A 19,651-nucleotide genomic window follows, 5' to 3' on the forward strand; every position below is an offset into this window, starting at 1 on the left:
TTGAAGCCGCCCCCGTGTGTCGTGCTACGCCCTCCCCGGCCGGTCCAGTATGGCCGCTGACCTACACAGTGTGTGCGCCGAGGGGCGGCTATCGGGGCCCATGCGACGCATCGCCTTCAAGATGTGACCTGGTGGGAGTTGCCAGCGTAGACCTGCGGGAATGCCGCGCAGGACGCGTCCGGTGAGACGCAGGTGACGGGTGACGACCCGTGGGGCCGGGGCGGGTCTGCCGTACAGCCGGTGCGCGTATCCGGGGAGCGATCCATAGGCGAGCCCGGCCAGGGGGCGCCACAGCAGGTTTCGGCCAGGCACCAGGAGGGGAGGGACGGGCGGGCCCCGCAGGAAGTCGTCCACGGCGCGCGCGTCGGGGCCGGCCGCGAGTTCCGGCCGGATCCGGTCGAAGTAGGCCGCGAGGGCGGTGGTGTCGGCGGGAACCTCGGCGGGGTCCAACCCGACGAGGCGGGCGTTGACGCGGTTCTCGTCCACGTACCGGTCGGCCTGTGCGGCCGTGAGGGGAAAGCCCGAGCGGCGCAGGACGTGCAGGAAACTGTCGATCTGCGCGCAGTGCACCCAGAGCAGCAGCCCCGGGTCGTCCACGGGGACCCGCTCGCCGGTGGCGGGGTCCGTGGCGGACAGTTTCCGGTGGATTGCGCGGACCCGGGCGCCGGCCAGTTCCGCGGCCTCGGTGGTGCCGTAGGTGAGGGTGCCGACGAAGTCCGCGGTGCGCAACAGCCGGCCCCACGCGTCCCGTCGGAAGTCGCTGTTCTCCATGACCCCGCGGACCGCGAGCGGGTGCAGGGCCTGGAGGTACAGCGCGCGGACCCCGGCGATCCACATCATCGGGTCCCCGTGGCACTGCCAGGTGACGGACCCGGGGCCGTAGAGCCCGGGATCGGGTGCGCCGCTCGTCGCCATCTCGACACCTCCGCCGCTCGTCGTGCGCGAGAGTCTCCTCGGTGGAACGTCCGTCCGCATCATAGGACGCGCGCACGGACACGGGCACGGGCACGGGCACGGGCACGGTCCCGGGCGCGGTCGCGGTCGCGGGCACAGGCACGGTCGCGGGCTGCGGCGGGGTTCAGCCCGCGAGCGGGTACAGGACCCCCCGCCGCCCCTCGGGCGAGGTCAACCAGTCCAGTTTCTCCGCCGTCCCCGCCTCCGGCAGCGGGGTGTGCAGGATGATCCCCAGGTCGGGGCGGGCCGGGACGCGCAGTTGGGTCGACTCGAAGAAGAGGGCGCCCACGACGGGGTGCTCGATCTCCTTGCGGAGCAGACCGCCGGGCCGGATGTCCCGCCGCTCCCACAGCGCGGTGAACTCCGGGCTCGCCTCCTTGGCCTCCTCGACGACCGAGCGGAACCCCTCGTCGTCGGGGCACTCCGAGCACGCCGCCCGGAACTGGGCGACGACGTGGCAGGCGACTTCCTCCCAGTGCTTGGAACGCGCCCGGTAGAGAGGGTCGGTGAAGAAGGCGATCAGGCAGTTCTGCACGATCTCCGGACGCATGCCGAGCACCAGGGCGGCCGCGTCGTTGTACATCACGGTGTTCCAGTAGACGTCCATGATGTGCGCGGGGAACGGCATCCACGCGTCGATCAACCGCTTCAACCCGTGACACATGTCCCGGTCCGCCGCGGCCACTTCGAGGACGGGCGGATTCAGCCCGGCCAGCACGTACAGGTGTCGGCGTTCGGCGCTGGTCAGCCTGAGGACCCGGGCCACCGCGTCGAGGACCTGGGGCGAGACCGTGATGTCACGGCCCTGCTCCAGCCACTGGTACCAGGAGGCCCCGACCCCGGCGAGGACGGCGACCTCCTCCCTGCGCAGTCCGGGGGTGCGGCGGCGTGCCCCGCCGTCCGGCAGTCCGGCCACCGCCGGGGTGATCCGGGCCCGCCGGCTCATCAGGAACTCGCGCAGCTCGGAACGGCGGTGCTCGTCGAACGGTGTGGCCACGGACTCCCCCTGTCGGCACCCTGGTGGTGTCACCAACAGGATAAGTTCCCACTCTCCACGGGCATTCCCGGGCGGCGAGGGTGTGGTCATGGCAATCGACACACACACCACGCTCACCGGGCCGCGGTCTGCGGCCGAGGGGGGTGACCGGCTCACCGGCCGGGCCAAGCTCGTCCTCTTCATCCTGTGCGCCGCCCAGTTCATGGTGGCGCTCGACTTCTCCGTGCTGAACGTCGCCCTGCCGGTCCTCGGCAAGGACCTGGGCCTGAGCCAGTCGGCCCTCCAGTGGGCGGTCACCGCGTTCGCGCTCCCCTCCGGCGGCTTCCTGCTGCTCTTCGGCCGGATCGCCGACCTCCACGGGCGCAAGAGGCTCTTCCTCACCGGGCTCGCGCTCTTCGGCGCCGCCTCGCTGCTCACCACCCTCGCCTGGGACCCGGCGTCCTTCCTGACCGGCCGCGTGCTCCAAGGCCTCGGCGCGGCGGTCATCGTGCCGACGGGCATGTCCCTGCTGACGACGACCTTCCCCGAGGGCCCGCTGCGCGACAAGGCGCTCGGCATCTCCGGCACCCTGCTGTCGCTCGGCTTCACCATCGGCATGGTCCTCGGCGGCGTCATGACCGACACGCTGGGTTGGCGGTCCACGATGGGGCTCCTCGCCGCCGCGTCGGTGGTCGTGCTCGCCGTCGCCCCGCGCCTGCTCCCCGAGTCCCGCACCCCCGAGCGGCCGCGCCTGGACGTGCCGGGTGCGATCACGGTCACCGGTGGGCTGCTCGCGCTGATCTACGCCCTCTCCACGGCCGCCCAGCGCGGTTTCCACGGCGCCGACGTCTGGGTGACGCTGATCGCCGGTCCGGTCCTGCTCGGCGCCTTCGTCGTGGTGGAGTCCAGGGCCGCCGCCCCGCTCGTCTCCCTGCCGATGCTCAAGCGGCGCACGGTGGCCTGGGGCAACCTCGGCGGCCTGGTGACCTTCTCGATGATGTCCACGGTCGTCTTCGTGCTGACCCTGTACTTGCAGGAGACCCTGCGTCTGTCGGCGTTCCTGACGGGTCTGGTGTTCGGGGTCCAGGGCATCGCGTCGGTGGTCGCCGGCTCGCACGCGCCCCGGGTCATCGGCCGGTTCGGCGCCCGGCGCACGCTGGTCGGCTCCCTCTTCGGTCAGGGCCTGTTCACCGCGACGCTACTCGCCGTGGGCACGGGGTCGGGCGCGCTGTTGGCGACCGTCGCCGTATCACTGGCCAGCATGTGCCACCTCGGCGCGATCATCTCGTACGGGGTGACCGTCACCAGCGGTGTGCGCGACGCCGAACAGGGCCTGGCCACCGGCCTGGTGACCACCACTCAGCAGGTCGGCATCACCATCGGGATCCCGCTGCTCGGCGTCCTCGCCACCACGGGTTCCTCGCTCTTCGACGGGGTCCGTCTGGTCCTCGCGGTCGACGCGGCGATCGTCATCGCGGCGGCGGTCCTGGTGGCACTGGGCCTCGGCCCGGGTGCGAAGGCGACGACCACCGACCCCGCGGCGTGACCGGACCCGACCGATCCCTCCGCGTGAACCACGCGCGGAATCGATGCTCCGGACGGACGAAGATCGGCGCGCGATCCGGGACACCCGTGACCGTCACCGCGGTTGTGTAATATCCGCATTCGGGTCTCGGTCATTACTTGGAGGGGTTGTCCGAATGTGGGAGCTCGCGCGCTCGTGGGTCGAGGGTTGGACCGTCTCGCGAGGGACACCGAAGCCGGTGGACATGCCGTGGGGGCTGAGCGTCCCGGTCGGGCTGCCGACCGAGGCGGTCCGTCACGTCCTCCTCGACGCCGACGTCGAGACCGCCCGCGGGCTCGTCGGCTCGATCACCGAGCCGGCGACCTGCGTCAAGGCCTTCCTTGAACCGGGCGTCATGGAGCCGTGGTTCTCGCCCGAGTGGGAGCCGACCGATCCCGGCTTCCTGATGGCCGTCGACCTGCGTCCGTCCGCGGTGCGCGGCGCGCCTGACGGCTACACAGCCGCCACCGAGATCGCCGACGGCGTCATCAGCGTGCGCGTTCTGGCCGCCGACGGGGAGCTCGCCGCGCGCGGTCGGATCGGTCTGACGGGTGCCGCCTGCGTCTTCGACCAGATCGTCACCGAGGAGGCTCACCGGCGCCTCGGCCTCGGAACGGTCGTGATGGGCGCACTCACCGACGCGGCCGTCGAGAACGGTGCGGCCACCGGCATCCTCGGCGCGACCGTCCAAGGCCGAGCGCTCTACGAAACGCTCGACTGGAAGGTCCTCGCACCGCTGACCGGCTTCCTCCACAAGCCCGTCGCCCGCTGAACTGTCGGCTGAGCGGACTCGACGTGATCGGCGAGCCGACTCCCGTGCCCGTGACCGTCCCCCATGGAGGAGGTCTTGTCGGCACATGGGGACAGCGCTGGGTACGGGCGGCGTCAGCAGCATGGCCGCACCGAAATCGGAGTGCCGGGTGCACAGTCGCGTTGCCATACTGCTCCGATGATCAACCTGCCTGCCGCCGCGCTGGACTCGTTGTCCGGGCTCGCCTTCGGTGATGCCTTCGGTGACCGCTGGTTCGGCATCCTTCGCCGCGAAGGCCCCGCGGCCTTGGAGGCACGGATCCTGCCCCCGGAGCCGCTGTGGCGGTGGAGCGACGACACCGCTCAGGCGCTCGTTCTCGTCCGGGAACTCGCCGAGGGCGGCGGCGCCGTCGACCAAGACCGCCTCGCCCTGCGTCTCGCCGAGGCCTACGCCGAGGACACGCACCGCGGCTACGGAGCCTCGATGCACGACGTGCTCCGCCGGATCGGAGCGGGCGAACCCTGGCGGGAAGTGGTCGCCGGACAGTTCGGCGGCCAGGGCTCCTGGGGCAACGGCGCGGCCATGCGCGTCGCCCCGCTCGGCGCCTGGCACGCCGCCGACCTCGATGCCGTCGCCGAGCAGGCCGCCCGGCAAAGCGCGGTCTCGCACCACCACCCGGAGGCCGTCTCCGGGGCGGTGGCGGTCGCCTTGGCCGCGGCACTGGCCGCCCGCAGCCGCGGCGGCCCCGCCCCGGCGCGGCCGGACTTCCTCCGGTCCGTCGCCGAACGACTCCCCGTCGGCGACGTCCGCTCCGGGGTACGGACAGCGGCCCGAATGCCGGAACACACCTCCGTCCGGCACGCGGCGGAGGTCCTGGGCTCCGGCTACCGCATGTCCGGGCCCGACACCGTCCCCTACGCCCTCTGGTGCGCGGCGGGCCACCTCGACGACCTGCCCGAGGGCCTGTGGACCACCGTCGCCGGCCGCGGCGACATCGACACCACCTGCGCCATCGCGGGCGCGGTCATCGCAGCCCGCACGGGCGTCACCACCCTTCCGCTCGCCTGGCACGCAGCCCGTGAACCACTGCCCCCGGCCATGTCGGGGTAAGAACTCGTATCGGAGGTCTTCAACCGACCGGCTGCGCTGCTGCGCCGATCTTCTGGCGGCCGCATGCGACCGGTCTGAGTACAAGCCGACCTTGCGGGGCAAGGTCGGCGCAGACAGTGCGTACGCGGGGCGCGGTGCCGACCATCCCTCTCTTGCGCCAACCAAAAAGCCTGGTCGCACACGTGGTCAGCGACGGACGCGGGGCATGCCGAGGCCGATCCACGAGATGATCTCGCGTTGGATCTCGTTGTTGCCGCCGCCGAAGGTGAAGATGACCGCGCTGCGGTAGCCGCGCTCCAACTCGCCGTGCAGGACCGCCCCGACGGAACCGTCCTTGAGGGAGCCGGCCGCGCCGACGACCTCCATGAGCCAGGCGTACGCGTCGCGGCGTGCCTCGGAGCCGTAGACCTTGACGGCGGAGGCGTCCTGCGGGGTGAGGGTGCCGGCCTGGACCGCGTTCACCATCTGCCAGTTGAGCAGTTTCATCGCGTCGAGCCGGGTGTGCGTGCGGGCGAGCCTGCCGCGGACCCAGGGCAGGTCGATCACGCGGCGCCCGTCGGCGAGTGTGGTCTCCGCGGCCCAGCGCTGAACGTCGTGCAGGGCGCGGATGGCCATGGTGCCGTGGGCGGCGAGGGTGACGCGCTCGTGGTTGAGCTGGTTGGTGATCAGGCGCCAGCCGTGGTTCTCCCGGCCGACCCGGCGGCTCGCGGGGACGCGGATGTTCTCGTAGTGGCTCGCCGTGGTGTCGTGCGAGGCCAGCGTGTTGATGAGGGTGCACGAGTACCCGGGGTCGGAGGTCGGTACGAGGAGCATGGTGATGCCCTTGTGCGCGGGGGCGTCGGGGTCGGTGCGGACGGCGAGCCAGACCCAGTCGGCGGTGTCGCCGTTGGTGGTCCAGATCTTCTGGCCGTTGACCACGTAGGTGCCGGTGTCCTCGTCGCCCTCGCGGACGGCCTTGCACTTGAGCGCGGCGAGGTCGGTGCCGGCGTCGGGTTCGCTGTAGCCGATGGCGAAGTCGATCTCGCCGGCGAGGATCTTGGGGAGGAAGTACGCCTTCTGCTCGTCGGTGCCGAACTGCATGAGGGTCGGCCCGACGGTGTTCAGCGCCATGAGCGGCAGCGGCACGACGGCCTGCGCGGCCTCGTCGAAGAAGATGAACTGGTCCACGGGAGACATCCCGCGTCCGCCGTACTCCTCGGGCCAGCCGACCCCGAGCCATCCGTCGGCTCCGAGCCGGCGGATGGTCTCGCGGTAGAAGCGCTTCTGCGCGGCGGGGTCCTGGTAGCGGGCGTGGACGTCCCGGGGCACCAGCTCGGTGAAGTAGGCGCGCAGTTCGGTGCGCAACCGCTGCTGCTCAGGCGTGTATTCGAGGTGCACGGGCCCTCCGGAGGTCTCGCGGTCCGTCGTCACTGGCGGAGGGCACACTAGAACCTGTTTCAAGAATCCGGAAGGGTCCTCGGGGCGGGTTCGCGGCGGCCGCGCCGGACGGCCGGCGGCGGACCCCCGCCCGCCGGGCCGGTCCCGGACCGCCGCGCCCACGGGGCGGCGGCCGAGCTCAGTTCAGGGCGGTGAGCATGGCGGCGGTGGTCGCCGCCATCGCCGTTCGGGCCGCCGTGAGGTAGGGGCGCGGGTCCGCCGGGGTGAGGTGGGTACGGATGGCCTCCGTCATGGCCACGTTGAGGGCGGTGCCGATGTTGACCTTGCGGATGCCGCCCGCGACGGCTGCCGCGAGTTCGGAGTCCGGGAGTCCGGAGGAACCGTGCAGCACGAGGGGGACGTCCACCGCCTTGGTCAGGCGGGCGAGCAGCGCGTGGTCCAGCGCGGCGGTCCGGCTGGTCATGGCGTGGGTGCTGCCGATGGCGACGGCGAGCGCGTCCACCCCGGAGTCGGCGACGAACCGTCGCGCCTCGTCCGGGTCGGTACGGGCGCCCGGCGCGTGCGGGTCCAGCGGCGCGGCCCCGTCCTTGCCCCCGACCTCGCCCAGTTCGGCTTCGATCCACAGCCCGTTGGCGTGGGCCCAGTCGGCGGCGGAGCGGGTGGCCTCCAGGTTCTCGGCGTACGGCAACCGCGCGGCGTCGTACATCACCGACCCGAAGCCGGCGTCCGCGGCCCGGCGCAGCAGGTCGGCGCTCTTGACGTGGTCGAGGTGCAGCCCGACGGGGACGGCGGCCTCCTCCGCGCAGGCGACGGCGGCGCGGGCGATCGGGAGCAGGTGCCCGCCCCGGAACTTCACCGCGTTCTCGCTGAGTTGCAGGATCACCGGCAGGCCCACCCGCTCGGCGCCCGCGATCACGGCTTCGGCGTGTTCCAGCGTGATGATGTTGAAGGCGGCGACGGCGCGGCCGGCCTTGGCCGCGTCCGACACCAGGCCGCCGGCGGGGACGAGGGTCATCGGACCGCCTCCTCGCCCGTGGCGAGGATGACGGAGCGGGTCAGGTTGCGGGGCGCGTCCGGGTCGAGCCGTCGGCGCGCGGCGACGGCGAGGGCCAGCCGGTGGACGCGGACCAGCTCGGCGAGGGGGTCGAGCCGACCCTCCACCCACGCGGCTCCGGCGCCGAGGACCTGTTCGGCGATGCCGTCGGGGGTCTCGCCCAGGGACCAGGTGACGGTGCCGGGGCCGGTGACGCTGACGGGACCGTGCCGGTACTCCATGGCCGGGTAGGACTCGGCCCAGGACAGGGCGGCCTCGCGCATCTTCAGGGCCGCCTCGTGGGCCAGTCCCACGCTCCAGCCGCGGCCGAGGAAGGTGTACTGGTCGAGGGTCTCCAGTGCGGCGGGCAGCGGTTCGGCGAGCGCGGTGCGCGCGTCGGCGACGACGGCCGGGGTGTGGGCGCCGACGTGGGCCCGCAGCAGGGTCAGGGCGGTGGTGGCGAAGCGGGTCTGCACGACGGATCGTTCGTCCGCGAAGTCCAGTACCACCAGGTCGTCCGCGAGGGTCGTCACGGGCGTGGCCGGGTCCCCGATGACGGCGGTGGTGGCCACTGCGGCGTCCCGGAGCCCGGCCAGCAGGTCCAGCACCTCGGTGGTGGTTCCGGAACGGGTCAGCGCCACGACGCGGTCGTAGCGGCGGTGGCGCGGGAACTCGGAGGCGGGGAAGGCGTCCGTCTCGCCCTGTCCGGACTCCTCGCGCAGGGCGGCGGCGGCCTGGGCCATGTAGTACGAGGTCCCGCAGCCGACGATCGCGACGCGCTCCCCGTGTCGCGGCAGCAGGGTCCGGTGCGTCGTGGCCAGTTCGGCGGCCCGTTCCCAGCATTCGGGTTGTGTGGTCAACTCCTGCGCGACGTGACTCATGCGGGGCTCCCTGGTACGCGACGACTTCGAGAGTGCGTTTTCTCGCAAGGTAGCGGGGAGTTTCACGCAACTTCAAGCATCCACGGCGGCGATCTGCCGGATCGACCCTCGACGCGGGGTCGGACCGAGGCTCCTCGGAGGACACGAGCGGAACCAGGGGCGGCCGGGTCAGTGCGTCGGGACGCGTTCCGCCTCGCGCGACAGGGCCGCCAGCACGGGGGCGATCAGCGGGTGGGACTCGGCGCCCCGGCGGGTGGCGGCGAAGACCCGGCGGGTGGCGGCGGGGCCGGCGACCGAGCGGACCTGGACCTCCTTGAGGTCCATGCCGCGCAGGGCCGAACGCGGCACCAGGGCGACACCGCCGCCCGCGCCGACGAGGGCGGTCACGGCCCGGAAGTCGTCGGAGGAGTGTGCGAACCGCGGCTGGAACCCCGCCAGTTCGCAGGCGAGCAGGGTCACGTCGTGGCACGGGTTGCCGGGGTACTGGCCCACCCAGTCGGAGTCGGACAGGTCCGCGAGCGACACGGTGGGCAGGTCCGCGAGGGGGTGGCCGGCCGGGAGGACCGCGTCGAAGGGTTCGGCGTAGAGGGGGACGATCGACAGTCGGCCGTCGTCCGCGCCGGGGGCGCCGCGGTACTCCACCGCGAGCGCCAGGTCCGCTTCCCCGGCCAACAGCAGCGGCAGGCTCTGGTCGCCCTCCGCGTCGCGGACGCGGAGCCGGATCCCGGGATGGTCCACCGCGAGGCGTGCGAGCGCCGGAGCGAGCACCTCCGCGATGCCGGTGGCGAAGGCGGCGACCGTGACCTCGCCGGCCGAGCCGCCCGCGTACGCCGCGAGTTCGGCTTCGGCGCGCTCCAGTTGGGCCAGCACCTCGTGGGCGTGCCCGACGAGGATCTCCCCGGCCGCGGTGAGCCGTACGCCCCGGCCGCTGCGGGTCAGCAGGGCGTGTCCGGTCTCCTGCTCCAGCGCGGCGAGCTGCTGGGAGACGGCGGAGGGGGTGAGGTACAGGGCTGCGGCCGCGGCGGTCACCGTACGGTGGTCCGCCACGGCCCGCAGGATGCGCAGCCGGCGGGGGTCGATCACCCCGCCATTGTCTCAGGCCACAGCCGTCCCGAGCGCCGCACGGGCCTCGATGAACGCCGCCACCGCGCGCTCCACGTCGGCCGTGGAGTGGGCGGCCGACAACTGCACGCGGATCCGCGCCGCGCCCATGGGCACCACGGGGTACGAGAAGCCGATGACGTACACGCCGCGCTCCAGCAGCAGCTCCGCCATCCGGGCCGCCTCGGCCGCGTCCCCGATCATGACGGGGGCGATGGCGTGGTCGCCGGGGAGGACCTCGAAGTCTGCTTCGGTCATCTTCGTGCGGAAGAGCGCGGTGTTGGCGGCGAGCTGCTCGCGCAGGTCACCGGCCGACTCCAGCAGGTCGAGGACCTTGAGCGAGGCCGCCGCGATCACGGGGGCGAGGGAGTTGGAGAAGAGGTACGGGCGCGAGCGCTGGCGCAGCAGCTCGACGATCTCGGCGCGCGCCGCGACGTAGCCGCCGGAGGCGCCGCCGAGGGCCTTGCCCAGGGTGCCGGTGATGATGTCGACGCGGTCCATGACCCCGTGCAGTTCGGGGGTGCCGCGGCCGCCGGGGCCGACGAAGCCGACGGCGTGCGAGTCGTCCACCATGACCATGGCGTCGTAGCGCTCGGCGAGGTCACAGATCTCCGCGAGCGGGGCGACGTAGCCGTCCATGGAGAACACGCCGTCGGTGACGATCAGACGGCGGCGGGCGTCCTGCGTGTCCTTGAGCCGGGTCTCCAGCTCGGCGAGGTCGCGGTTGGCGTAGCGGTAACGGCGGGCCTTGGAGAGGCGGATGCCGTCGATGATCGAGGCGTGGTTGAGGGCGTCGGAGATCACCGCGTCCTCGGCGCCGAGAAGGGTCTCGAAGACGCCGCCGTTGGCGTCGAAGCACGAGGAGTAGAGGATCGTGTCCTCCTGGCCCAGGAAGGAGGACAGGCGCGCCTCCAGCTCCTTGTGGACCTCCTGGGTGCCGCAGATGAAGCGGACGGAGGCCATGCCGTAGCCCCAGCGGTCCAGGGCGTCCTTGGCGGCGGCGACGACCTCGGGGTGGTCGGCCAGGCCGAGGTAGTTGTTGGCGCAGAAGTTCAGGACCTCGCCCGCGGAGCCGCCGGAGGTGACGCCGACGGACGCGTTCTGCGGAGTGCCGATGACGCGCTCGGGCTTGTGCAGGCCGGCGGAGCGGATCTCGTCGAGGGTGTTGCGCAGGTCCTGGCGGACGTTCTCGAACATGGCGGGCGTGCTCTCTTTCTCCTGGTGCGGCGGAGGGAGGGGGCCGGGCCCCGCGGAGGGGGGAGGGTCGTGCGGGGCCCGGCCGGAGGGAGATGGTTCGGGGGACGGCCTCGGGCCGTCCGGGGTCGGCCGGGGAGGCTACGCCGTCCAGTCGAGGATGATCTTGCCACTGCGGGCGGTGGACGCCTCGTCGAAGGCGGCCTCGAAGTCGGTGTGCGCGTACCGGCCGGTGATGACGGGGCTGAGGTCGAGCCCGCCCTCCAGCAGCACGGTCATCGCGTACCAGGTCTCGAACATCTCGCGGCCGTAGATGCCCTTGATGGTGATCATCGAGGTGACGACCTTCGCCCAGTCGACGGGGAAGTCCTGGGCGGGCAGGCCCAGCATGGCGATCCGGCCGCCGTGCGTCATGTTGGCGATCATGTCCTGCATGGCCTCGGCGCGCCCGGACATCTCCAGGCCGATGTCGAAGCCCTCGCGCAGTCCGAGCGTGGCCTGCGCGTCCGCGATCGTCGACTCGCGGACGTCCACCGCGAGCGTGGCGCCGGCCTTGCGGGCGATCTCCAGACGCTCGGGGCTGACGTCGGTGATGACGACGTTGCGGGCGCCGGCGTGCCGGGCCACGGCCGCCGCCATGATGCCGATGGGGCCGGCGCCGGTGATCAGCACGTCCTCGCCGACGAGCGGGAAGGACAGCGCGGTGTGCACGGCGTTGCCGAAGGGGTCGAAGATGGCCGCCACGTCGAGGTCGACCTCGGTGCGGTGCACCCACACGTTCTGCGCGGGCAGGACGACGTACTCGGCGAACGCGCCGTCGCGTCCGACGCCGAGGCCGATCGTGCTGCGGCACAGGTGGCGGCGCCCGGCCAGACAGTTGCGGCACTTCCCGCACACCAGGTGGCCCTCGCCGCTGACCAGCGCGCCGATCTCGATGTCCCGCACGTCGGCGCCCAGCGCCGCGACCTCGCCCACGAACTCGTGGCCGAGCACGAGGGGGGTCTTGACGGCGCCCTGCGCCCAGCCGTCCCAGGCCCGGATGTGCAGGTCGGTGCCGCAGATGCCGGTGCGGAGCACCTTGATGAGCACGTCGCCGGGGCCGTACTCGGGCTCGGGGACGTCCATGAGCCACAGCCCGGGCTCGGCCTTGTGCTTGACGAGTGCCTTCATGAACGTGGCTCCAGGCATGCGGAGGGGAGCACCTCGGGGCGTGCGGGCCCGTGTGGTGTCTGACGTGCACCAATGTGCCGAGCGCGGTGGTGATCGGTCCATCGAGACTTTCTTAAGCGGGCCGACAGCGCAGCTTCACGCCTATGCTCCTCACCTGATGGGGCAGGACCGGCGCGGGCAGCGCCGGGGGCGGGGAAAAGGGGAGGTGAGGGGCGTGCCGAGTCTGCGCAGCAAGGCGTTGTCGGTGGCGCTGATCGCGGTGGGGCGCCGAAGACGGTACGCCGGTGCCGAGGCCGTGCGGGCCCGGGTGGCGGAGTCCGCCAGGAGGCCCGCGTCGCATCTGCCGCCGCGTTCACTGGGCCGGGTCGCGGAGGTCTCGCGGGCCTTCGTCGGTGCCTGGCCGGTGTACGACGTGTCGCCTCGGGGCGTCGAGCCCGCGGCGCGGGTGTTGTACGTCCACGGGGGTGCCTACGTGGGCGAGTTGCTCCGGCCCCACTGGTCTTTGGTCCGCGCGCTGGTGACGCGGGCGAGGGCCCGGGTGGTCGTGCCGGCGTACATCCTGGCCCCGCGCGGGACCGCCGACCGGACCGTTCCGGTGGCCGCCGACCTGCTCAGCGGGTTGATCGAGAGCGGCGGCGAGGGCGGGACGGTGCTGATCGGGGACTGCGCGGGCGCCGGGATCGCCCTGGCCGCGGCCCAGCGCCTGCGGGAGCGCACGGGGGCGGGGCCGTCCCGGATCGTCCTGGTCTCGCCCTGGCTGGACCTCAGCGTGAGCCATCCCGGGCAGGCGGCCGTGGAGCCGGGCGATCCGCTGCTGAGGCGGGCGGGACTGATCGAGGCCGGGCGCCTGTACGCCGGTACGCTCGCCGCCGACGACCCGAGGGTCAGCCCGCTGCACGGCGACTTCGCGGGGCTGGCACCGCTGACGGTGTTCACGGGGACCCGGGACCTGTTGACCACCGACAGCCACGAGCTGCTCCGTCGGGCCCGGGACGCCGGCGTCGAGGTGGAGTTCCACGAGGCGGCGGGCCAGGCGCACGGCTACCCGTTCCAACCGGTGCCGGAGGGCAGGGCCGCCCGCGAGCGGATCGTGGCGCTGACCCGGGCGGTCGCCACGCAGTGACGTGCCGGGCCGTGGGGGCGTACGGGGCGCGGAAGACGCCCGGGGCAGGTCTCGCACCGCCGGACGCCCTCAGGCCACGCAGGTCATCAGCGAGCTGACCGGCCTGGCCCGGTACGACGCCCAGAAGGCCTCGTCGCGCTCGGCGCAGGGGGGTGGGGTCCGCGTCGGCTGCCATCCCGCGGTGGTGAACCCGGCCTCGACGGCCGCCTCCGCGAAGTCCGCGTGCGCCCACTCGCGGAACTCGACGTGCACCGGGGGCTCGGTGAGGAACTGGGCCCGCACCAGGGGCGCGTCCCCGTCGGGGTCGCGCGCCAGGACGCGGAGCCCGAACGGGGACCAGTCCACGCGCGGGAAGGCCCCGGCGTTCGGGACGATGGCCAGCAGCCGGCCGCCGGGCCGCAGGTTGGCCCGGATGGACCGGAACATGGAGTGCAGGGCGTGCCGGTCGGGCGCGTGGTTGAACAGGTAGAGGGCCGTGGCCAGGTCGAACGGGCCGAGCTGCGGCATCGCGGCGGTTTCGGCGACGACGTACTCGATGGGCCCGGCCGGGCCGTCGTGGCGGGTCTCGCGGGCCCGTCGGATGCGTTCCGGGCAGTTGTCCACGCCCACGGTCCGCCGGGCCCCGCCGCTCGCGAGGAGTCGGGTGGTGCCGCCGTGTCCGCAGGCGAGGTCGAGGGTGTCGAGCCCGTGGACCCCGCCGAGGGCGTCCAGGGCGGTGCGCAGGGTGAAGGCGTCGGCCGCCGAGAAGGCGGTGGGGGGTGTCGGGCTGTCGTCCTGCTGTCGCATGTCCGCATGCCTTCCCGGAGCCGGCCGGGGGAAGGTGTCGCACGCGGGTGCGTCCCTCGGACGGGGTTTCGGGTCGGTCCGTACGGCGTACGGGGCCCGACGCCCCGCCCCGGCGGGGGGCGGGACCGTCGAACTCCCGCTTCCGGCGGGTACGTCAGACCGTCGGGCCCGGGTCGGCGGCGGTCGAGCGGGTGCCGGCCTCCCGCGAGGTGATCAGGTCGCGGGCGCGGTCGCGCAACCAGGTGTGCGCCGGGTCGGCGTCGTGGCGCGGGTGCCAGGCCATCCCGAACGGCAGCGTCGGCAGCTCCAGCGGCACGGGGAAGGTCTCCAGGCCCATCCCGTGGGCCAGCGGCGTGCCCTGCGTGGTGATCAGTCCGACCAGATCGGTGTCGCGGAGCACGAAGAGGGAGGCGGGGTAGGTGCCCACGCTGCCCCGTACGCGCCGGGTGAGGCCCTGTTCGGCGAGGGCGGCGTCCACGGGTCCCTGGAGCCGGCCCCGGCGCGAGACGATCAGGTGTTCGGCGGCGGCGAAGCGGCGCGCGGTCATCCGGCCGCCGAGCAGGGGGTGGCCCGCGCGGACGACCGCCACCATCCGCTCGTCGGCGAGGTGTTCGACGCGGACCTCGGGGGCGCGGCTGTCGATGACGGTGAGCTCCAGGTCCGCGACGCCTTCCCGCAGCGCCGGCACGTCGACGTGGCTCTCGGAGAGGAACCGGAGCCGTACCCCCGGCGCCTCGCTCGTCACCCGGGAGAAGAGGGCGGCGCCCGACACGGCCGTGAAGGCGTCGTTCGCGAGGATGGTGAAGGTGCGGGTCAGGGTCGCCGGATCGACCTGGCCGCCGGAGAGGAAGAGCGCGCGGGCCCGTTCCACGACGGCCCGCACCTCGCCGTGGACGGCGAGGGCGTGCGGGGTGGGCACCATGGTCCGTCCTGCGCGGACCAGGACGGGATCGCCGAGGGCCTTGCGGATGCGGCCGAGGGTGCGGCTCATGGCCGGCTCGGACAGGTGCAGGCGGGCCGCCGCGCGGGACACGCTCGACTCCTCCAACAGGACGTCCAGGGCCACGAGCAGGTTCAGGTCCATCCCGGATTGCGTCACACGCATCGATCCCTTGCACACATTGCACTGGAAAGCAGGTCACGCCCAGCCTACGGTGAGCGGGGCGGCCGATCCGGCCCCCTTCAGGGCGGCCTGACCGCCCGAGCAGCACCCACCCCACACCGACCGACTCCAGGAGGAGCCGTGCTCCGCCATGCCCAGAAACCGTCCCGGGCCGCAGCCGCCCCCGTCCTCACCCGCCCCGCCCTGCTCGTCCTGTGCGCCTGTGTGCTCGTCGCCCAGGGCATGGTCGCCGCCGTGAACCTGCTGATCCCGCAGCTCGCCGCCTCCACCCTGCTCCCCACCCCCGACCAACTGCTGTGGGCGGTGGACGCGTACGTCATCGTCTTCGCGGCGCTGCTGATCCCGGCGGGGGCCCTCGGCGACCGCCACGGCCGCAAGGGAGCCCTGCTCGCCGGGCTCGGCCTGTTCGCCGCGGGCGGGGCGCTGAGCGCGCTCGCGGGGGATCCGGCCGTACTGATCGCCGGGCGCGGTCTGTGCGGGGCCGGCGCGGCGCTGATCATGCCGGCCACCATGTCCGTCCTGGTGCATCTGAGCCCGCCCGAGCAGCGCGGCCGGGCCCTGGCCACCTGGACGCTGTCCGCGGGCCTCGGGGGCCTGGCGGGCAACGTCGGCGGTGGTCTCGCGGGCGAGTTCCTGACCTGGCGGGCCCTGTTCTGGGCCGTGGTCCCGCTCGCCGCACTGCTCGCGCTCGCGGTGGCCCGCACGGTCCCCCGCACGCCCTCCCGTCCGGACGCGTCCGTCGACCCCGTCGGGGCGCTGCTGCTGGCCGGGGCCCTGTTCGGGGTGGTCTACGGGATCATCGAGGGGCCCGGGCACGGGTGGGCGTCGACGCGGGTCCTGTCGGCGTTCGGTGCGGGGGCGGGTCTGCTGGCGGCCTTCACCGGGCACGCGTTGCGCGGCGCGCACCCGCTGCTGGATCCGCGGATCTTCGCCTCACGGAAGCTGCGGGCCGGGACGCTGGGGATCGGGGCGGCGTTCTTCGGGCTGTTCGCGCTGTTCTTCGTGAACGCCCAGTACCTCCAGTACGCGAAGGGCTTCTCCCCCGCGGTCACCGGCCTGGCGATCGTCCCGCTGACCGTGGGCATGGCTCTGGTCCCCCGGCTGGGTGCGCGGCTCCAGGAGCGCACCGGGCCCCGGCTGCCGGTCGGCGTCGGGTTGGGCCTGATCGGGGCGGGGCTGCTGCTGGTGTCCACCGCCGACGCGGACACCCCGTACGCCGTGTACGCGCTCCACCTGCTGGTGCTGTCGGTCGGTACGGGGCTGTGCGCGCCCTCGCTGACCCTGACGGTGGTCGCGGAGCTGCCCGCGCACCAGGCGGGGCTGGGGTCCGGTCTGAACACGGCGGCCCGGGAGATCGGCGCGGCCCTGGGCGTGGCGGTGGTGGGCACGGTGTTGGCCTCCCGCTTCCACGGCGATCCGCGCGACCCCGCGCAGGTGGTCGCCTTCACCGAGGCCATGGGCGTCGCCCTGCGGACCGTGTCCGTGGTCCTGCTGGTGGCGGCGGTCGCGGTGGTGGCCGGGTACCGGGAGCGGACGCGCGGATGACCCCGCCGACGGGTGTGCGGGGGCGCGGGCGCGGGCGCATGCTGACTGTGTGACGGCCGGACCGGACAGTGGCACCCCCGCCACCGACGCCACGGCCCGGGTGCTCGCGCGGGCGGCCGTGAAGGCCATGGAGGCCGTCGGTGGGTACGCGGGTGGTGTCTACCTGCGCTCCGGTACGGAGGGCAGGCTGCGCATGGCGGCGGTCAGCGGAATGCCCGTGCAGTTGTTCCGGCCGTGGTGGCGGATGCACATGAACCGGCCGTACCCGGTCGCGGAGGCCTACCGGTCCGGGCAGGCCGTCCACCTGTCCGACGCCGAGTCGGCCATGCGGCGCTTCCCCCAACTGATGGCCGGGCTGCCGTACCCCTTCGCCTCGCTGTACGAGCCGGTGACCACCGGCGACGGCGAGCGGTTCGGGGTGTTGCTGGTGTTGCGCCCGGCGACCCCCGGCGTGCCGGTCGACGCCGCCGACCGGAGGCGACTGCGGCAGACCGCGGACCGGCTCGCGACGGAACTGGCCGCGCTCGCGGCGACCGGGGCACGGGTGGTGTGGGACGACGATCCCGTGTCCGTGCCGGGGCCCTCGGCGACCGGCGGCGCCCGGGAGGCCCTGGACCGGCTCACCCAGGCGGTGCTCTCGACGGACCGGCAGGGCCGGATCGTCACCTTCAACCCGGCCGCCCGGACCCTGCTCGGCATCGACGACGCCTCGTACGGGAAGGTGCTGTGGGAGGCCCTCCCCTGGCTCGGGCATCCGGCGTACGAGGACCACTTCCGGGCCGTGTTCCTGGCCTCGGACCCCGTGTACTTCCCGGCACGGCGCGGCCCCCATCCGTCCGGGGAGTGGCTCGCGGTCGGACTCCATCCCGGGGTCGGCGGGGTGACCGTGACGATCGGCGCCGCGGAACCGCCGGCCTACGCGCCCGGGTCCGTACAGCACCCCGGCGCCGGCCTGGCCGGCTCTCCCGCCGACCGGGCGTCCGCGCTGTACCGGCCGGTCGCCCTGGCCATCGCGCTGACCGAGGCGATGACGGCCCGACAGGTCTCGGCGGTGGTCACCGAGGAGTTGCTGCCGGCCTTCGGCGGGCGCCAGTTGGCGATCTACCTGCTCAACGAACGTCATCTGCACCTGGCGTGGGAGACCGGGTTCCCCCAGGGGTTCCTGGACCGGTTCGACGGGGTCGGGCTGGACGTGCGCCTGCCGGGTGTGGAGACGCTGACCACGGGTCGGCCGATGTTCTTCGAGTCCATGCAGCATCTCGCGGCCGCGTATCCGGGGATCCCGCTGGACGCCGACGTGGGCGCCCGAGCCTTCCTCCCCCTGATCGCCTCCGGTCGGCCGGTGGGCTCCTGCATCCTCGGCTTCGACGTGCCGCGCGGTTTCAGCCCGGAGGAGCGCACGGTGCTCACGGCACTGGCCGGGTTGATCGCCCAGGCCCTGGAGCGGGCCCGGCGCTACGACAGCGAGACGACCCTGGCGCGCGGACTCCAGGCGGCCCTGCTGCCGCACCGGCTGCCGGTGCGCGACCACGTGGTGACGGTCGGCCGGTACCTGCCCGGCACCGCGGGCATGGACGTCGGCGGCGACTGGTACGACGTCGTCGAGACGGGCCCCGACATGCTGGCCCTGGTCATCGGCGACGTACAGGGCCACGGGGTGGCCGCCGCCGCGACCATGGGCCAACTGCGCAGCGCCGTACGGGCCTTCGCATTGAGCGGCAATGACCCCGAACAGGTGATGCGGGGCACCAACCGGCTGCTGATCGACCTCGACCCGGGCCAGTTCGCCAGTTGCTGTTACGTGTTGATCGACCTGGTCTCGGGTCGGGCCCGCGCCGTCCGGGCGGGCCACCCGCAGCCGCTGCTGCGCGAACCCGACGGCCACACGTCGGTGTTGGACCTGCCGGGCGGGGTGGTGCTCGGCGTCGACGCGGACGCCGGCTATCCGGTGACGGAACTGCGGCTCGCGGCGGGCTCGGTACTGGCCCTGTACACCGACGGGCTGGTGGAGAGGCCCGGCGTCGACATCGACGTGGGCGTGGAGCGGCTGCGGCTCGCGCTGGCCGGCGGCCGTCCGGCCCCGCTGACCGACATGGCCGACCGGCTGGTCCACGAGGTCGGGAACACCGACGACCGGCCCGACGACATCGCCCTGCTGCTGGCGTCCCGCACGGAGCCGCCCCGCTAGGCCGGCTCTTTCGGATCTTGTGGGTCAGGAAAGATCCGGAAGAGCCGGCCCGGTGCTGTGACCGGGGCTCAGGTGCGCAGAGGTCCGGTTGCCGCGAGGGTGAAGGAGTGCCCGGCCGGGTCGCTGAAGAGCCGGGCGTCGCGCGGGCCGTCCTCCACGTCCACGTCCAGGGGCCGGGCTCCGAGCGACACCGCCTCCCGCTCGGCCTCGTCCAGGTCCTCGGCGGCGACCTGGATCCGCAGGTGTGCCTGTTGGGAGTCCTCGGGGCGCGGCCAACTCGGCGGCGCGTGACCGAGGTCCCTGCGGATGGCCAGGTGCACGCCGGGACCGCCGACGACCTCGACCATGTCCAGGCCCGCCCCGGCCCGCACCTCGGCGCCGAGGAGATCGGCGTAGAAGTGCGCCAGGCCTTCCGGCTCGGCGCAGTCCAGTACGAGAACGCTCGTCTTCTTGACCGTCATGGACCGCGCTTACCCGCAGTAGCCTCCCGTACGCGGGGCCAGGCCGGCCGTTCTGGTCCCGGATCGGCAAAGCGGAGGAAAAGTCGCGACGATCATCCTGCGGTTCCCGCACCGCTCGTTCGTTCAACGTTTACGCGGCCTTAACACCGTATCCGAGGCATGGAGCGGGCGCGTGACGATGGAATCCGCAGGTGAACAGCTCTTGACCTGCGGATCTCGCAGGGATTGCATGACGGCCCGGGAGCCACCGAACACCTTGCTCACCACCGCCTCGGAGGCGATACCGCTCCCGCGCTCACTCACCGCATCTGCCG

Annotated in this window: 17 protein-coding genes; 6 read left to right on the plus strand and 11 right to left on the minus strand. The window is 73.2% G+C overall.

Translation table 11 applies throughout. The features are described 5' to 3' along the window. Positions 1–24: 24 nt before the first annotated feature. Entirely contained in the window at positions 25–915 is an 891-nt protein-coding gene (locus tag ACFYW3_RS14435) for an oxygenase MpaB family protein (protein WP_389386419.1), read from the minus strand. 163 nt (positions 916–1,078) lie between these two features. After that, positions 1,079–1,900: a helix-turn-helix transcriptional regulator gene (locus ACFYW3_RS14440; RefSeq protein WP_351760177.1), complete on the minus strand. Its 822-nt coding sequence runs from the start codon at positions 1,898–1,900 to the stop codon at positions 1,079–1,081. A gap of 139 nt (positions 1,901–2,039) precedes the next feature. Between ACFYW3_RS14440 and ACFYW3_RS14445 the strand changes: the two genes are divergently transcribed. The 3 genes from ACFYW3_RS14445 (at position 2,040) to ACFYW3_RS14455 (ending at position 5,355) form a co-directional block, all read left to right on the plus strand. Further along, positions 2,040–3,476 carry an MFS transporter gene (locus ACFYW3_RS14445; protein WP_389386420.1) on the plus strand — a complete coding sequence of 479 codons (1,437 nt, stop codon included), beginning with the start codon at positions 2,040–2,042 and terminating at the stop codon, positions 3,474–3,476. Between the two features lie 154 nt (positions 3,477–3,630). Then, positions 3,631–4,266: a GNAT family N-acetyltransferase gene (locus tag ACFYW3_RS14450; RefSeq protein ID WP_389386421.1), complete on the plus strand. Its 636-nt coding sequence runs from the start codon at positions 3,631–3,633 to the stop codon at positions 4,264–4,266. Positions 4,267–4,443: 177 nt separating this feature from the next. Then, positions 4,444–5,355 (plus strand): ADP-ribosylglycohydrolase family protein, encoded by a 912-nt coding sequence (locus tag ACFYW3_RS14455; RefSeq protein ID WP_389386422.1) that lies wholly within the window; start codon positions 4,444–4,446, stop codon positions 5,353–5,355. Positions 5,356–5,541: 186 nt separating this feature from the next. Here the strand turns inward: ACFYW3_RS14455 and ACFYW3_RS14460 are convergent, their stop codons facing one another. The 6 genes from ACFYW3_RS14460 to tdh form a co-directional block, all read right to left on the minus strand. Further along, complete coding sequence (locus tag ACFYW3_RS14460) at positions 5,542–6,732, minus strand: acyl-CoA dehydrogenase family protein (protein WP_389386590.1); 1,191 nt, start codon at positions 6,730–6,732, stop codon at positions 5,542–5,544. Between the two features lie 178 nt (positions 6,733–6,910). Next, entirely contained in the window at positions 6,911–7,747 is an 837-nt protein-coding gene (locus ACFYW3_RS14465) for a class II fructose-bisphosphate aldolase (RefSeq protein ID WP_389386423.1), read from the minus strand. Then, entirely contained in the window at positions 7,744–8,646 is a 903-nt protein-coding gene (locus tag ACFYW3_RS14470; protein WP_389386424.1) for an SIS domain-containing protein, read from the minus strand. The genes ACFYW3_RS14465 and ACFYW3_RS14470 overlap by 4 nt, the downstream gene beginning before the upstream one ends. Before the next feature lie 168 nt (positions 8,647–8,814). Then, the gene (locus ACFYW3_RS14475) at positions 8,815–9,729 is read right to left on the minus strand and encodes a LysR substrate-binding domain-containing protein (protein WP_389386425.1); all 915 of its coding nucleotides are present in this window, start codon (positions 9,727–9,729) and stop codon (positions 8,815–8,817) included. A gap of 12 nt (positions 9,730–9,741) precedes the next feature. Then, positions 9,742–10,944, minus strand: coding sequence for a glycine C-acetyltransferase (locus ACFYW3_RS14480; protein WP_351760123.1), 1,203 nt, complete (start codon positions 10,942–10,944; stop codon positions 9,742–9,744). 138 nt (positions 10,945–11,082) lie between these two features. Further along, positions 11,083–12,111 carry an L-threonine 3-dehydrogenase gene (gene tdh, locus ACFYW3_RS14485; protein WP_329448174.1) on the minus strand — a complete coding sequence of 343 codons (1,029 nt, stop codon included), beginning with the start codon at positions 12,109–12,111 and terminating at the stop codon, positions 11,083–11,085. Positions 12,112–12,325: 214 nt separating this feature from the next. Here tdh and ACFYW3_RS14490 point away from each other — a divergent pair, with 214 nt between their 5' ends. Beyond that, positions 12,326–13,234, plus strand: coding sequence for an alpha/beta hydrolase (locus tag ACFYW3_RS14490; RefSeq protein WP_351760126.1), 909 nt, complete (start codon positions 12,326–12,328; stop codon positions 13,232–13,234). Positions 13,235–13,303: 69 nt separating this feature from the next. Here the strand turns inward: ACFYW3_RS14490 and ACFYW3_RS14495 are convergent, their stop codons facing one another. After that, positions 13,304–14,020 (minus strand): class I SAM-dependent methyltransferase, encoded by a 717-nt coding sequence (locus tag ACFYW3_RS14495; RefSeq protein WP_389386426.1) that lies wholly within the window; start codon positions 14,018–14,020, stop codon positions 13,304–13,306. 154 nt (positions 14,021–14,174) lie between these two features. Beyond that, entirely contained in the window at positions 14,175–15,125 is a 951-nt protein-coding gene (locus ACFYW3_RS14500) for a LysR family transcriptional regulator (RefSeq protein ID WP_351760132.1), read from the minus strand. A 138-nt stretch (positions 15,126–15,263) separates the two neighbouring features. Here ACFYW3_RS14500 and ACFYW3_RS14505 point away from each other — a divergent pair, with 138 nt between their 5' ends. Then, complete coding sequence (locus tag ACFYW3_RS14505; protein ID WP_389386427.1) at positions 15,264–16,688, plus strand: MFS transporter; 1,425 nt, start codon at positions 15,264–15,266, stop codon at positions 16,686–16,688. Between the two features lie 100 nt (positions 16,689–16,788). Beyond that, positions 16,789–18,876, plus strand: coding sequence for a SpoIIE family protein phosphatase (locus ACFYW3_RS14510; protein ID WP_389386591.1), 2,088 nt, complete (start codon positions 16,789–16,791; stop codon positions 18,874–18,876). Positions 18,877–18,944: 68 nt separating this feature from the next. Here ACFYW3_RS14510 and ACFYW3_RS14515 read toward each other — a convergent pair whose 3' ends face one another. Continuing rightward, positions 18,945–19,337, minus strand: a complete 393-nt coding sequence (locus tag ACFYW3_RS14515; RefSeq protein ID WP_389386428.1) for a VOC family protein — start codon at positions 19,335–19,337, stop codon at positions 18,945–18,947. Positions 19,338–19,651: the final 314 nt, after the last annotated feature.

This window comes from Streptomyces sp. NPDC002602, assembly GCF_042889445.1.
Taxonomy (GTDB): domain Bacteria; phylum Actinomycetota; class Actinomycetes; order Streptomycetales; family Streptomycetaceae; genus Streptomyces.